The 14836-nt window shown below is 44.6% G+C and carries 11 protein-coding genes; 4 read left to right on the top strand and 7 right to left on the bottom strand.

From position 1 onward, the window contains the following. The first annotated feature begins 92 nt into the window (after positions 1–92). Together gabT and ACT3S4_RS00610 are read left to right on the top strand one after the other, a co-directional pair. Entirely contained in the window at positions 93–1355 is a 1263-nt protein-coding gene (gene gabT, locus ACT3S4_RS00615) for a 4-aminobutyrate--2-oxoglutarate transaminase (protein ID WP_250162745.1), read from the top strand. A 310-nt stretch (positions 1356–1665) separates the two neighbouring features. Beyond that, positions 1666–3108 carry an APC family permease gene (locus ACT3S4_RS00610; RefSeq protein WP_045445480.1) on the top strand — a complete coding sequence of 481 codons (1443 nt, stop codon included), beginning with the start codon at positions 1666–1668 and terminating at the stop codon, positions 3106–3108. 97 nt (positions 3109–3205) lie between these two features. On the opposite strand, the gene ACT3S4_RS00605 is transcribed toward ACT3S4_RS00610, so the two are convergent. From ACT3S4_RS00605 to ACT3S4_RS00580, 6 genes are all read right to left on the bottom strand, one after another. After that, a complete protein-coding gene (locus ACT3S4_RS00605; RefSeq protein WP_444760182.1) occupies positions 3206–4579 on the bottom strand; it encodes an NAD-dependent succinate-semialdehyde dehydrogenase in 1374 nt (457 codons plus the stop codon). A 31-nt stretch (positions 4580–4610) separates the two neighbouring features. Next, entirely contained in the window at positions 4611–5777 is a 1167-nt protein-coding gene (gene aguA, locus ACT3S4_RS00600; RefSeq protein WP_444760181.1) for an agmatine deiminase, read from the bottom strand. 52 nt (positions 5778–5829) lie between these two features. After that, positions 5830–6699, bottom strand: a complete 870-nt coding sequence (aguB, locus tag ACT3S4_RS00595) for an N-carbamoylputrescine amidase (protein WP_444760180.1) — start codon at positions 6697–6699, stop codon at positions 5830–5832. A 119-nt stretch (positions 6700–6818) separates the two neighbouring features. After that, a complete protein-coding gene (locus ACT3S4_RS00590) occupies positions 6819–8312 on the bottom strand; it encodes a Na+/H+ antiporter NhaC family protein (protein ID WP_020443104.1) in 1494 nt (497 codons plus the stop codon). A gap of 203 nt (positions 8313–8515) precedes the next feature. After that, entirely contained in the window at positions 8516–9892 is a 1377-nt protein-coding gene (locus tag ACT3S4_RS00585; protein ID WP_444760179.1) for an NAD(P)/FAD-dependent oxidoreductase, read from the bottom strand. A gap of 1 nt (position 9893) precedes the next feature. After that, on the bottom strand, positions 9894–11237 hold the full coding sequence (locus tag ACT3S4_RS00580) for a glutamine synthetase family protein (protein ID WP_444760178.1): 1344 nt from the start codon (positions 11235–11237) through the stop codon (positions 9894–9896). A gap of 467 nt (positions 11238–11704) precedes the next feature. On the opposite strand from ACT3S4_RS00580, the gene ACT3S4_RS00575 reads away from it, so the two are divergent. Both ACT3S4_RS00575 and ACT3S4_RS00570 read left to right on the top strand, forming a co-directional pair. Beyond that, complete coding sequence (locus tag ACT3S4_RS00575) at positions 11705–12445, top strand: gamma-glutamyl-gamma-aminobutyrate hydrolase family protein (protein WP_198330824.1); 741 nt, start codon at positions 11705–11707, stop codon at positions 12443–12445. Further along, entirely contained in the window at positions 12420–13178 is a 759-nt protein-coding gene (locus tag ACT3S4_RS00570; protein WP_201560696.1) for a cupin domain-containing protein, read from the top strand. Before ACT3S4_RS00575 ends, ACT3S4_RS00570 begins: the two co-directional genes overlap by 26 nt. Before the next feature lie 164 nt (positions 13179–13342). On the opposite strand, the gene ACT3S4_RS00565 is transcribed toward ACT3S4_RS00570, so the two are convergent. After that, positions 13343–14692, bottom strand: coding sequence for a glycosyltransferase (locus tag ACT3S4_RS00565; protein ID WP_444760177.1), 1350 nt, complete (start codon positions 14690–14692; stop codon positions 13343–13345). Positions 14693–14836: the final 144 nt, after the last annotated feature.

The raw sequence follows: 14836 nt of genomic DNA, 5'->3' as shown, positions 1-14836 counted from the left end.
ACTAGCAACTGTTAACTATTAGATAAACCATTCCTCAAAACCGCCATTCAATCACTGGCACTTATGTTAAAAATAAAGAAAAGGACATTCCCATGACGACTACCAATAAATCACTACTTGAGCGCCGTAAAGCTGTGTTACCAACAGGACTTGGCGTTGCCTATCCCATCTTTGCAGAAAAAGCCAAAAACTCAGAAGTTTGGGATGTTGAAGGCAATCGTTATATTGACTTCGTTGGTGGTATCTCAGTACTGAATACTGGTCACAGCCATCCAAAAATTACCCAGCGCGTGCATGAGCAACTCGACAAGTTTACCCATACTGCGGCGCAAATGATCAACTACGAATGCTATGTGGATCTTGCCGAAAAACTTTGTGAAAAAGCGCCTATCAGCGGTGAGAAAAAAGCCTTCTTTTTAACGACTGGTGCAGAAGCCGTCGAAAACTGTATCAAGATTGCTCGTGCGAAAACTGGTCGTCCAGGTATCATCTCTTTCGTTGGTGGTTGGCATGGTCGTACTTTAATGTGCATGAGTTTGACAGGTAAAGTGCTGCCGTACAAAAAGAACTTTGGTCCAATGCCAGGCCCTGTATTCCATGCGCTATTCCCAGCTGAAGAGTTGAATGTCACAGAAGCACAAGCGCTGCATAGCCTTGACATGATTTTCCAAGCGGATATCGATCCTAGCGAAGTGGCGGCGATGATTATCGAGCCAGTACAAGGCGAGGGTGGTTTCCATCAAGTAACCCCATCATTTGCCAAATCTCTACGCGATATCTGTGACGAGCATGGCATTGTCTTGATTTTTGATGAAGTGCAATGTGGTTTTGCCCGTACGGGTACGTTGTTTGCCACCGAGCAGTTGGGCGTTGAGCCAGATCTAATGACCAGTGCTAAGAGCTTGGCAGGTGGTTATCCTATCTCTGCCGTTATCGGTCGCGCTGATATCATGGATGCGCCGCAAGTCGGCGGTTTGGGCGGTACATACTCTGGTAATCCACTGGCTTGTGTGGCTGCACTCGCTGTCATGGAAGTCATCGAAGAAGAGAACCTACTTGAGCGCAGTATTGAGATTGGCGACAAAATCGAAGCCTTCTTAAAGGGCTTAAACTTAAGCAGTATCGGTCATATTCGCCATAAAGGCGCGATGCTCGCGTTTGAATTAATCGATAGTGATGGCAAGCCTGATGTGGAAGCGACGACTAACCTAAAAGCAAAATCATTTGAGAAAGGTTTATTATTAGCGTCTTGCGGTATGTATGGCAATGCCATTCGCGTGATGGTGCCATTGACGGTTGAAGATGAAGTGCTCCAAGAAGGTCTAGATATTATCAAAGGTATCCTAACCGCTTAATAAGTATTCAGTATTTATTTATAGTGAAATACATCACTTTTAATCAAGCCTCGATCTTGGTTAGAAGGCTATTTTTAATAGCACAGCAAGATTGCCCATATGGCACTCGCTTTGAGTACATTTTTTACAACGGCGCCTTGCAAGTCAAGACGCCGTTGCTGTTTGTACTATTTGAATATGAAACAAGTAGTGCCTAACAGCTTCGATCAAAAGGTATATATGATAATTATGATGGGTACTATCCCACTAAACAAAAGATAGTGTGACCGTCAAGGGTTAACACGGATGACACACAGACAAGGAGCAGGTTATGTCTGAATTAAAAAAATCGTTAGGGACGCTAGATATTATCGCCTTAGCATTCGGTGCTATGGTTGGTTGGGGCTGGGTAGTCTTGGCTGGTGGCTGGATTTTATCTGCCGGGACGTGGGGCGCAATGCTGGCGTTCTTGATAGGCGGTTTGGCAGTGATACTGATTGGTGTGACGTATGCCGAGCTTGCCGCATCGATGCCGATTACGGGCGGCGAGCATACCTATACGCATAGAGCACTGGGGGTAAATGTCTCCTTTATCTGCTCATGGAGTATTTTATTTGGGTATTTTTCGGTGGTCGCGTTTGAGGCGGTTGCCTTGCCGACAGTCGTAGAGTATTTTATCCCTAATTACAATCAAGGATATCTCTGGACCATCGCTGGTTGGGATGTTTATGCCACTTGGGTGGGCGTTGGGATGCTGGGCTCAGTCATCGTCACTTGGCTAAATATCCGCGGTATGGAAGTCAGTGCCTGGTTCCAAAAGACCGCCGTATTGGGCATCTTATTTGTTGGTACGTTGCTGTTCATTGGCGCAGTCATGTTTAATCCTGAAGGCTCAAACTCAGTACAAGCACCTGCATTTATCGGTGGTATTGGCGGTATGATGGCCGTTATTGTCATGGTGCCGTTTATGTTTGTCGGCTTTGACGTTATTCCGCAAGCGGCAGAAGAAATTGATCTGACTCGTCCTAATATTGGTAAATTTTTGATTTTATCGATTGTCGTTGCGGTAATGTGGTACGTGGGTATCGCTTGGAGTGTTGGCACGACCTTGCCACTCTTACAAGCCGAAAACTCAACGCTCGCCACTGCGGATGCGATGACCAATGCTTGGCATGGCAAGTGGGCAGGTATTTTATTAGTCATTGGCGGTGTGCTGGGTATTTTATCAAGCTGGAACGCCTTTTTGATTGGTGGTAGCCGCCTACTTTATGCCATGTCAAAAGCACGTATGTTGCCCGCATTTTTAAGCAAGCTGCATCCAAAGTATAAGACGCCGTCGAATGCCATTTTATTGATCGGTGGCTTGGCGACACTAGCACCCTTGTTTGGTCGTAAAATGCTGGTGTGGATCGTAGATGCTGGTGGCTTTGGTATCGTTATTGCTTATACCTGTGTCGCTATCTCATTCTTAGTACTCCGCTACCGCGAGCCTGATATGGTACGCCCATTTAGAATACCAGCAGGTAAGCTTGTTGGCATGGTCACGATTGCGCTAAGTTTTGGAATACTCATGCTGTATATGCCAGGTATGCCATCCGCGCTAACCCCTATCGAGTGGTGGATTTTCTTTGGCTGGACAGTCTTAGGTATTGCGCTATATGGTTATGCAAGGGTGAAATATCCAGGTATTAGCGAGTCAATTATGGCAGAAGAACTACGTGAATTAAAAATCGTCAATCAGTTGTGGTTAAAAGACAACCCACCTAAGCAATAGTTTTTTCGATGGGTTATTTTTTAATAACATCAACTTTCAAAAAAAAGCCTAACAGTCAATGTTAGGCTTTTTATTGTTCTAAAAATCGCTCTGTCGATTACGACTTATCACGAATCAGTTTATAATTTAAAAACTCAGTGATACCAAGGGTGCCAAGCTCGCGACCAAAGCCTGAGCGTTTAACGCCGCCAAACGGGGTATTGGCTTCGCTACCAGAAGGCGCATTGATAGTGACCATACCGACTTCTAATTGCTCAGCAATCTCAGCGGCTAGCGCAGCATCTTGCGTTTGAATAGAAGCACCAAGTCCGAAAGGCACATCGTTAGCTATCTTGATGGCATGATCGATATCACAAGCTTTATAGACGACCGCCACAGGACCAAATAGCTCCTCACGATAAACATCCATGGACTCAGTTACATCTGTCAATACCGCAGGCTTAAACCACGCACCCGGCTTGTCTTTGACCATGCCGCCTTCGACCAATACGGTTGCGCCTGCTTGAATGGCGCTATCGAGCTGTTCTTGCAAGTTAACTGCGGCTGCCTTTGAAGACATTGGACCAATGAAAGTACCTTCATCAAGTGGATCAGCAAGTGTCATATTGCTTACGGCATTAGTAAACCCTTCAACGAATTTATCATAAACAGATTCGACGACGATAAGGCGTTTGGCAGCATTACACGCTTGTCCTGTATTGCCAAAACGACCAGAAATAGCCCCTTTTATAGCTTGTTCGATATCAGCATCAGCTGCAACGATAAAGGCGTCTGAACCGCCAAGCTCTAGCACGACTTTTTTCAGCGCGCCGCCTGCTATTTTAGCAACTGCTTGCCCAGCTCGCTCTGAACCTGTTAGCGAAACGCCTTGTACGCGGCTGTCTTCGATGATTGTTGCCGCTTGCTCATTGGTGGCAAACACATTGTTATAGACACCCTCAGGTAAGCCGGCATCTTTTAGGATATCAGCGATGGCTTCTGCAGTCTTAGGACATTGCGGCGCATGCTTTAGAATAACGGTATTGCCTGCCATAAAGTTTGGCGCGACAAAACGTGCCACTTGATAGTGCGGGTAGTTCCACGGCATGATACCTAATAAAGCGCCCACAGGACGTTTTTCTACCGAAGCTGACCCTGAATCAACATCAATGGTACTAGGTGCTAGTAGCTGCTCAGCGTTGTCTGCATAGTAGCGATAGATATCGGCAACTAGACCGATTTCACCTCTTGCTTGTGCAACGGGCTTGCCCATCTCATTGGCAACGACGCGGGCCAGCTCATCTTGACGTTCAAGATAGATATCGGCAATTTTATGAAGTATGGCACTGCGTTCATCCAATGAAACCTGACGCCAGTCTTGATAAGCGGTATCGGCTTGTGCAATAGCGTTCTGGATGTCCTGCTCAGTTGCCGTAGGGTAGGTGGCTTCTACTTCGCCAGTGGCTGGATTATTAACTTGATAATCGCTCATAGCTATGTCCTTTTTTAAAATATTATTGGGTTCAAAATCCATTTGGGTCTATATTTTTATGCGGGTGCTTTTGGTTAATGTTTTTAATTGATGATTTTGGCTGCTGCTGAGTAATACAGTGAATATTACCACCGCCAAAGACAACCTCCTTTGTGCGTACTCCCACTACCTGATGCTGAGGAAATACTTTTTCAAGCTGCTCGATGGCTAATGAATCATTTTCATCATCATATTGCGGTACGATGATAGCCTCATTACAAATTAAAAAATTGGCATACGAGGCGATACAAACATCACCAGTCTGACGCGCCTTGGCATCATCAGACTGCTCAATATCATAGTTCTCAGGTAAAGTAACAGGTTGCTTGGTACAGCAAAGCTTATGGACTTTTAGGCGGCGACCTTTGGCATCGGTCATATTTGAGAGCTGCTCATAGGCTTTTTGTGTTGCTTTATAAAATGGATGCTCAGAATCATCAGTGTATAAACAAACCACTTCACCAGGGCGCGCAAAGCAGGCAATATCATCAATATGACCAGTGGTTTCGTCAGGATCGATACCGTCATCAATCCACAGTACTTTTTGCACATTGAGATAGGCTTTTAACTTGTCTTCAATTTGATCTTCGGTTAGGTGCGGGTTACGCCCAGGGCTGAGCAGACACATGCGCGTGGTCAGAACCGTGCCTTCACCATCGACATGAAATGCACCGCCTTCCATCACAAAGTCATCCGTTCGATAGCGTTTGATACCTAGATGGTCACATAAGCGTTCAGCCAGCTTATCATCGTAATCCCACGGCGAGTATAGTCCGTCATAGTCGCCGCCCCATGCATTGAATGTCCAATCACAAGCGCGTAGCTCACCTTTATCATTGATTAAAAATGTCGGGACAGTATCACGCGCCCACGCATCGTTGCTGGGTATGGATATGACATCGATGTCAGCAGGTAGACTATCGCGGCATGATTGATAATCATCAGGATTGACCAGTACGCCAACCTCACAAAATCTGTTGATTGCCAATGCAACATCAGCATAAGCTTTCTGAGCAGGAGCGGCTTGCTGTCGCCAGTTATCAGCACGATATGGCCATACCATCCATATTTTTTGTATAGGCTCAAATTCTGCTGGCATGTAAAAGCCGTCTTGTTGTGGTGTTGAGCCAGTGATTAATCGGTTCGGTAATAATGACATATAGAGCACCTTATTTGACGATAGCGCGAGTGAGCTTGCTTGTTAACAAACTTTATCCATGAGTCAGCAACGTGCCATACGTCGATGGACGACGATCACGGAAAACGCCCCATTGCTGACGTTCGATAGTCAGTTGATCTAAGTCAAAAGTCGTACTAAGTATCTCTTCTTTATCTTTAGATGCTTCTTGGATGATCTCACCGCGAACATCCGTGATAAATGAGCTACCGTAGAATGCCATGACGCTATCGTTTCCGTTTTGAGTAATTGTCTCAGTGCCAATACGATTGGCTGCTACGACTGGCATGAGATTAGCGGCAGCATGACCTTGCATACAGCGCTGCCAATGACCTTTTGAGTCGATGTCCAATGTTGGCTCATCACCAATCGCAGTCGGATAAAACAGTATTTCTGCACCCATTAATGCCATGCTACGAGCACACTCCGGGAACCATTGATCCCAGCAAATACCGACACCGATTTTGGCATACTTGGTTTGCCAAATCTTGAATCCAGTATCGCCGGGGGTAAAGTAGAATTTTTCGGCATAAGGAATGCCATCTGGTATATGCGTTTTACGATAAGTGCCAAGTATCTCGCCATCGGCATCAATCACGGTCACGCTATTAAAAAAGGTATTGCCTGATTTTTCATAAAAGCTAATCGGCAATACTACCTCTAAGTCTTTAGCCAACTGTTTGAAGTGATTGATGGCCGCATTATCCTCAACTGTGGTCGCAAGGGTAAAGTAATCAAAGTCATGAACTTGGCAGAAGTAAGGCGTTTCAAACAACTCTTGTAGCAAAATGATATTGGCACCAGCGTTGGCGGCTTTGGTGACCAACTCAGTCGCAGTGGCAATATTTTGTTGTATATCCCAACCACATGCCATTTGAGTCGTAGCAACGGTAACATTTCGCATGATTAAATCCTTATCGTATTTATTAGTGAGTACCATATAAAAGGCTTGTTTTTATTGACTAACGAATAATCTCTCATTGCCCGTTAGTCAATGATTACAATAATAGCGTTAAGGTTGGCTTAAGCCATCATATAACCCAATCCTAAGAAGGTGACGACGGATAAACCCGCACCGAGCATGGCATAGGGGAACTGGGTAAAAGCGTGCTGCATGGGGGAGCAGCCAGCGCCTTGCGCGGCAAGTAGCGATGAATCACTAAAGAAACAAGCATGGCTACCAAATGATGATGCTGATAACAATGCGCCAATCATAAGAGGAGTGCTAACGCCTAGTGCAATAGAGATTGGAAAGACAATCGGCATGGCAAGGACATACAGCCCCCAGCTTGATGATGTGGCAAAAGTTAAGAAAGCCATGACGGCAAAGATGACGGCAGGGAAAATAATAATCGTCATATAAGGCGTGATAGCTTCAATCACATATGAGGTCATGCCAAGCTCATCATTGATGGCTTTTAAGAAAAAACCGCCGATGACAGTTGAGAGCGGATAAAGCATGACTTTAAAGCCTTTAAAGATGGCTTCAACTTGCGTCTCAAAACTTAAAATGCCTTGCATCCAATAGACAACGACGGTCACAAAACAGGTCAATAATGCACCGCGTAAGAGATCGATTTCGAAGTAGACCGTCGAGACAATTAACAAAATCATTGGGAAAGCAAAGTTTGCGATATTGGCTTTGAACGACAGCTTACGCTTGGCTTGGACGTTTGAGATCAGTTGCTCTTCGACAAAGGCTTCAGGAACAGGATTACCCGCTTTGGCGCGTGCCTCGGCTTTTTTCATCGGACCCCAGTCACCCAAAATGCCATAGGCGACCAAGAATACAATCAAAAGTGCAAACCAAGCATATGCCATATAAGGAATCGCGCTGATATAAAGCCCAATACCTTCGCCATCGCCAGCCACACCGTTTTCTTCTAAAAGACCGGCAAAGTAGACCGCCCAAGTAGAAATAGGCACGATAATACACATAGGGGCGGCAGTTGAATCGACGATATAAGCAAGCTTCTCACGAGAAACATTATAGACATCAGTGAGTTTTTTGACGGAGGTTGATACGGCTAGACAGTTTAAATAATCATCAATGAAGACCACGACGCCCAAAGCAAAGGTGGCCAATAATGACTGACGGCGCGACTTAATGATTTTTTGTAGCCATTCACTAAAGCCATCTAGACACCCACTAATCTCAAGCAGTTGAATGAGACCGCCCATCAGACCGCAGACAAGAACAATCCAAATAATGGTCTCATTCCCTAGCACCATCGACATGTTGTCTGCAAAAGGGGAGACCAAATCAAAAGGATTGAGCATCACAAGGCCAGCGACACAGCCTGCGATCATGGATTCAAATGGTCGCCTAGAGACAATGGCAGTGACTAATACTAGTAATGTTGGTAGTAAAGATAAGGCGCCCCAAGATTGGTCTGGGGCACGGCTGGTAGATAGCCAAGCAAAAGCCAGATAGATAACGACGGCTACTATGACGGTGAGAAATACTCGCTTATTATGATACTGTCCTTCGACCGCATCATTGAGCTTCATGTTCATATTTACGCTCCCTGTAAAACCTCATTGTTTTTTTAAACAAGCTCTATTCTATGGTTGACGCGCGACAGACAGTAGGACAGTAGCGAATCAACTGTCTATCGCGCCCTATCACAACAATCCGTTGCTATGATAGGTCACTGTAACGACCGCTTTTAAAATAAAAATACTTTATTCAATGTTTATTATTCAAAGTTTTTATGCGTTTACATGCCAGTGGTGTCTTTTAGCGCATACCACCATGAGCCCATGACAGAGTAAGGGACTCGCAGCGCTCGACCACCTGGGAATGGAATCCAAGGAATTTGTGCAAAAGCATCGAACTCTTTGGTTTTACCATTGATGGCATCGGCTAATATTTGTCCAAATAGATGCGAGCCTGTCACGCCATGACCACTATAACCATGGGCGAAATATACTCGCTCATGTAGTTTGCCCATTTGTGGTACGCGAGAAAAAGACAACGCAAAGTTCCCACTCCACGCATAGTCAATTTTGACATCACGTAACTCTGGAAAAATCTTAGTCATGTTTGGTCTAATTTTAGCTGTGATGTCGGCGGGGTCTTGACCACCGTAGACTGTACCACCGCCAAATAACATGCGCTTGTCTGCTGAGAGGCGATAGTAATCCAAAATGTAGCGGACATCTTCGACACAAACATCGGTTGGCAGTAACTGGTCTGCTAAATCACCCAGCGGCTCGGTGGCGATAATTTGCGTCGATACAGGCATGACACGGTCAGTCAGTTTAGGGATGACTTTATTGAGATAGGCATTGCCGCATAGCACCGCTTGCTTACAAGTTACGGTGCCAAACTCTGTGATGACTTTGATAGCATCGTCAGCATACTCAATATCAACCACTAAGGTGTTTTCGTAAATGGTGCCGCCGCCTTGCTCAATGGCCGCTGCCTCACCTAGGGCAAGATTCAATGGATGGAAGTGTCCACCGGAGTGATCGATGACTCCGCCCACATAGGCATCTGATTTTATATGCTCTTGGATACCGCGCTTATCGAGCATCTCTCGATCATGCATACCATGGCTCTCCCACAGTGCATGCGTTTCTTGCAAGTCTTTTAGCTGCCCATTATTTAATGCCGCAAAAATGTTTTTTTCTTTAAGATCACAGCTGATATCGTAGTCTCTAACAAAACGACGAATGATTTTGCCACCACGGGTCACGAGCTGACCGACGAAATCTGCATTTTCTTGACCATAAGACTTTTTGATTTTTTGTAGGCTGGCATTTAGACCATTGACAATTTGACCGCCATTACGACCTGATGCGCCCCAACCAATTTGCGCGCCTTCCAGTACCACGACTTCATGGTCGGTTTCAATGAGGTGCAGGGCAGTGGATAAACCACTATAGCCGCCGCCAACCACACATATTTCCACTTGGATGTCATTTTTTAGCGTTGGTCTATCCGGCTTAGGATTACGACTGGCCGCATAATAGCTATCAGGATATTGCCCTTTATCTGAATAATGCGGAATATTACGCGTGTTGTTAGACGGCTGGTTTTGGTTCGTTGCTGTGTTGCCGTTTAAATTGCTACTTGAGTTGCTATTTGACATATCAAACATCCTGTAAATAGGTGAGGTATTCAAGGTTGGTCACTTGCTGAGCAAAGCGTTTGGCTTCTTGCTTTTTGACGGCGATCAACAGCTCAATCATCTCGCTTGGGAACAGCGAATCAATCACATCACTGCTTTCAAATTTGCGAATGGCGGACAGCCAGTCTAGTGGCAAGGTCTTAAGTTCTGCTTCGTCGTAAGTAATGCTATTAATGGGTTCTGGCGCTTTCAGCTTGTTTTCGATGCCATAGAGCATACCTGCCAGTACCGCACTACAGACCAGATAAGGATTGGCGTCAGCACCAGAGACACGGTGTTCAATACGGCGTGCTTTTGAGTCACCACCAGGGATACGTACTGCCGCCGTGCGGTTTTCATAACCCCATGACACATTGTTTGGTGCTAGCGTACCGGGTGTAAAGCGGCGATAAGAATTCACATGTGGGGCAAATAACAACGTGCAATCTGACATGGTCTTTAACAATCCGGCGACTGCATGGCGCAAGATATCTGAGCCTTCATCTGACCCATCATCAAAGACATTATTGCCGTCTTTATCTAATAAGCTGCAATGCACATGAAAACCATTCCCCGATTGTAGACCAAAAGGTTTTGCCATGAATGTCGCGGTGAGTTTACGGCGAGCAGCGACGGCCTTGACGACCTGTTTGAACAAAATAGCATCGTCAGCGGCTTTTAGTGGATCGTCTACGTGTAATAAATTAATCTCAAACTGACCACAGCCATTCTCTGCCAACGCGGCATCTGCTGGGATATCGAGCTTTTTGCACTGTGCATAAACTTCGTCTAAAAATTCATCGAATTGTAATAGATCATTAATACTTAAAATTGAGGTTTTATTCAGTCTTAGCCCGCTTTTGGGGCGGATAGGTGGTCTTGGGGTTTCGCCTTCAGTATAGTCAACCAAATAAAATTCCAGCTCAGTGGCCATCACTGGAGTCAAACCAAGCGCTTTGAATTTTTTGCTGATGTAATCTAAAACGTGTCTGGCGTCACCGTAATAAGGTTCGTTGTTTTCTGTATAAAGCCAAACGGGCAATAGCGATGAAGGCGCACTGGTATTGAGAAGTGGATAGGCGGCACGACCCGTAGGACGGGCAATGGCATCTATATCGCCATTACATTGAGAAGACTCGATGACATCAGCACCCCAAATATCAACGCCCAAAATAGATAAAGGCAATCGTATCGCACCGTTTTCTGCTTTTTCCATTTGATTGAAAGGGATGCGCTTACCACGAAGTAAGCCATTAATATCACCTGCCGCAACATAAACGTATTCTGTGTTGTTTGCAGATTCGACCATTCCATTGGTTGTCGTCATGTCTATTCTTCCTATGAATTTTTAGAATTACTGGGATTATTGTCAATACGGATACTGCTGGCGCATCGTCTTTTAGTGATATTTATAACCAATGCTTGGTAAAACAGCGATTGATTACGTTTTATTTAAACAGTCTTTATGTGTCTCTTTAGGTTTCTCAAAACAGATTTTATTAATAATATAAATTCTTTAGATTTCGCTGTTCTTAGCCCTTAACATCGAGATATAAACGTCAACCCTTGTTTAATGTCTCGCTGATGACTTCCAATATATGTGTGAAAAATATAGTTGTCAATTTTTATTTAAAATTATCTTAAATTAATACATTTATTCGATTTTATTATTAATATCGGCAATATTGAAGTTTATAGTTTACATTTTATGGGATGCTGTGTTAAATTTCAGCTAAACAAAGGATTGAGCAATATAGACGATGAGGTCTATTTGTTATAACTAGGGAAGACGGTATGAAAAATTCTAGACCTATTATTGCTATTGTTTCTTGTCATAAGATGGTTGATGGACAGCCAGCACAAGCGGTGTATCAAAAATATATCGATGCCGTGAATTTTTATGGTGGCAATCCCATACTGCTGCCAAACACTGCTGCCGATAGCGAAAACTTTGAGGCGCTACTGAATATCGCAGATGGGATTTTGTTAACGGGCAGTTATAGTAACGTGGCACCAACGCGTTATGGCGCGACGCATATCGAAGCGAAACAAGACTTGGGTCGTGATGAGCTGAGCTTTAAATTGTTGGATTATGCAGACAAGACTGGCACTCCATTACTGGCGGTTTGCCGAGGTTTGCAAGAGATGAATGTGCATTTTGGTGGCACGCTACATCCTGATTGGCGGGAAGTAAAGGGGTTTTATGAGCCACATTTAGAGGACAATACTCAGCCACTTGAAGTGCAGTATCAGCCAGTTCATGACGTGATTATTCAACCAAATGGCAGGCTTGCCGCCTTTGGTGAGAAATGGCACGTTAACTCGCTACATAAACAAGCAATTAATAAAGTAGGCGCGCGTTTATCAGTTGAGGCTCTAGCGCCTGATGGTTTGGTCGAAGCCATCAGCTTGTTGCAACATCCATTTATGATTGGTGTACAATGGCATCCTGAGTTAAATTATGCACAAGACGACTTGTCCAAATTTCTATTCACGGAATTCATTCACTATGCCAGCAAACCCCAAACTGAATAGCACTACTGAAGGCAATGTAGACAATGCTAGCACTGACATTGATATTAATAACAGCATTGACGCTGATGTTGCCAGCGATAAAGCGGCTGATATCGATACAGATGACGACATCAGTGGTGATGATGAAGATGAGCTGACAGACTCTGAGAAAGCGATGTCAGCCGAAAATGACGAGTCGCCAGAAGAGGATATCGGTAAAAAGATCAATCAGCTGCGCCTCGCAAAAGGCTACTCGCAACGTAAGCTTGCGAAATTGTCGGGATTAACCAATACTTCTATCAGCTCCATTGAGCGCAATAAAGTCAGTCCAGCAGTGAATACGCTAAAGGCAATTTTGGCGGTATTGGGTTCTGATTTGACCACGTTTTTTAGTGATGAATGGAAGGAGCCAAAGGCGAGAGTCGTGGTAACGCCGAAGGATTTGTTGGAGCTGAGCGAACCGAGTAGCAGAGTGTCACTAAGACAGGTATATAACTGTAGCACTACCAAGAATTTGGGTTTTTTGATTGAGGTGTATCAACCGAACAGCTCAACGGAAGAAAAAATCGCCCACGAAGGTGAAGAGATTGGCACCGTTATTGAAGGCAAAATTCTTATCCGTATCGATGAGACGACGTATCTCTTAAACCAAGGGGATAGCTACGTGATTGATACCATTCGCCCGCATACTTTTATCAACCCTACTGATGGCGTGACTCGCATTGTTAGTGCGCACACCCCGACGACTTATTAGGTGAGCATTTTAATAGCCATTTAAGTTGATGTTTAAATAGCCATGGTGATTTCACGCGCTGCTTCTAAAAATAGAAGCCGCGTTTTTTTTGTATGAACTAATTCATTTTGAAAACACGCCCCAGCAAGCTGTTAGATATTAGCCTAAGTAACAAAGTTATAGGCTTACAGGTCTTTATGATTTTGAAGCGTGTCTGAGTTAGTAGGCGAATTTGAGGTACTCATCGCTTTAGGTTTTTCTTTGACAAGCTTTACTTTAGTTTGTTTATCGGCTGGTGCAAGCGCGACATAAGCAGACTCAGGCTTCTTACTAGTGGGTTTAGAGGATTTTTTTAGCGTCTTTTCAATTCTTTTGACAGCAGCGGCATCGCTCGCAGCTTGTTCCTCTGCGAGCGAGTCGTCGTATAAACCTTGGTAGACAGCGAGGGTTTCTTCAATCATCTCACGCATGGTGAATTTATTGGTCATTTCAGGGCGTGTGATGCTTTCTAATTGATTTCTCACGGCTTTACATAGCGCATTGGCATTGTATTTTTTGACCAGCCCTTGTGGATATAGCGGTTGTAAAATCTCACTAAATGCTGCCTGATCCCAACCAATAACGGGCGTGCCTAAATGAATCGCTTGTAAGGCATTGATGCCGATTGATTCAGGCTCATTCGCAAGCGCCATGACGATATTGGCGGCTGAGAGCCATTCACGCATGTCATTACGTTTGCTACCTACATAAGTAATTCGATCAGCCAACCCCAGTGTATTAGTGCGTTGGCGGAAATCTTCGTGTGCGACATCACCATCTCTATAATCATCATCCATGATAATGACGTGGATGTTAGGGAACTGCTCTTGCAAGTTGCCCAAAATATCAATCAGCCATTCCTGACCATATTCGTTACCAATAATGGTTGGAAATACCAGCCACTTTTTATGCTCAAGCTCAGGATATTCAGCAAAAGTATGCCGTAACCAATAAACAGACGGATTATGACGATAAGGATAGCGGCGCGTATCGATACCACGGTAGATGCGTTTGATGACTTTGGGGTCTGCATCTTCTCGGCGCAGGCCTTTTTTTAGATAATTGGTCACACTATCGGAGACGGTAATGATGGTATCGACATCGAGTAGGGCTTGAGAATATTTATTGATCGGATAAAAACCGTACATGGTTGACACTAGCTTTGGTATCCGCTTGACGCGGGCGCGGCGCAATGCCAAATGCAGTATCCATGCAGGTGTGCGTGAGTGCACATGGATCACGTCAGGGTCGTACTCTTCAATTAAACGCCGCAGCGCCGTGACTTGTAGTAACGACAGCCAAGACTTTTTATTCATGTGTAGCTGATGATAGTTATTACCATCACGCTTGAGGCGTTTGACCAGATCATTATCTTCATCGGCGCTAGAGACGATGATGGAGGTATGGCCATTTTTGACCAATGCGCGTCCAAGATGAAAAATACCGCGCTCGGATTCATCATGCTTTAAAGACGATAATAAGCGCATAACTTTCATAATGGCATTGGTGACCAGTTGATAATAACAAGTGGCTATTGTCAGTTAAAAGCTGCCAAAACTCAACCATCAAGATAAAAACATAAGGTTATATGGTCGAGTTTCTAAGAGAGAGACGTATAAAGGCTTGAATCGAAGGATAAA

The sequence above is a fragment of the Psychrobacter sp. AOP30-A2-5 genome (assembly GCF_052378115.1).
In the GTDB taxonomy this organism is placed as follows: Bacteria; Pseudomonadota; Gammaproteobacteria; order Pseudomonadales; family Moraxellaceae; genus Psychrobacter.
Note: the sequence above shows the minus strand (reverse complement) of the source record. Positions and strands in the feature narration are given on the sequence as shown.

What these genes read in the sequence shown, in the direction of transcription:
- gabT (WP_250162745.1), top strand. Translation starts at nt 93, where the DNA reads ATGACGACTACCAATAAATCACTACTTGAGCGCCGTAAAGCTGTGTTA.
- ACT3S4_RS00610 (WP_045445480.1), top strand. Translation starts at nt 1,666, where the DNA reads ATGTCTGAATTAAAAAAATCGTTAGGGACGCTAGATATTATCGCCTTA.
- ACT3S4_RS00605 (WP_444760182.1), bottom strand. Translation starts at nt 4,579, where the DNA reads ATGAGCGATTATCAAGTTAATAATCCAGCCACTGGCGAAGTAGAAGCC.
- aguA (WP_444760181.1), bottom strand. Translation starts at nt 5,777, where the DNA reads ATGTCATTATTACCGAACCGATTAATCACTGGCTCAACACCACAACAA.
- aguB (WP_444760180.1), bottom strand. Translation starts at nt 6,699, where the DNA reads ATGCGAAATGTTACCGTTGCTACGACTCAAATGGCATGTGGTTGGGAT.
- ACT3S4_RS00590 (WP_020443104.1), bottom strand. Translation starts at nt 8,312, where the DNA reads ATGAACATGAAGCTCAATGATGCGGTCGAAGGACAGTATCATAATAAG.
- ACT3S4_RS00585 (WP_444760179.1), bottom strand. Translation starts at nt 9,892, where the DNA reads ATGTCAAATAGCAACTCAAGTAGCAATTTAAACGGCAACACAGCAACG.
- ACT3S4_RS00580 (WP_444760178.1), bottom strand. Translation starts at nt 11,237, where the DNA reads ATGACGACAACCAATGGAATGGTCGAATCTGCAAACAACACAGAATAC.
- ACT3S4_RS00575 (WP_198330824.1), top strand. Translation starts at nt 11,705, where the DNA reads ATGAAAAATTCTAGACCTATTATTGCTATTGTTTCTTGTCATAAGATG.
- ACT3S4_RS00570 (WP_201560696.1), top strand. Translation starts at nt 12,420, where the DNA reads ATGCCAGCAAACCCCAAACTGAATAGCACTACTGAAGGCAATGTAGAC.
- ACT3S4_RS00565 (WP_444760177.1), bottom strand. Translation starts at nt 14,692, where the DNA reads ATGAAAGTTATGCGCTTATTATCGTCTTTAAAGCATGATGAATCCGAG.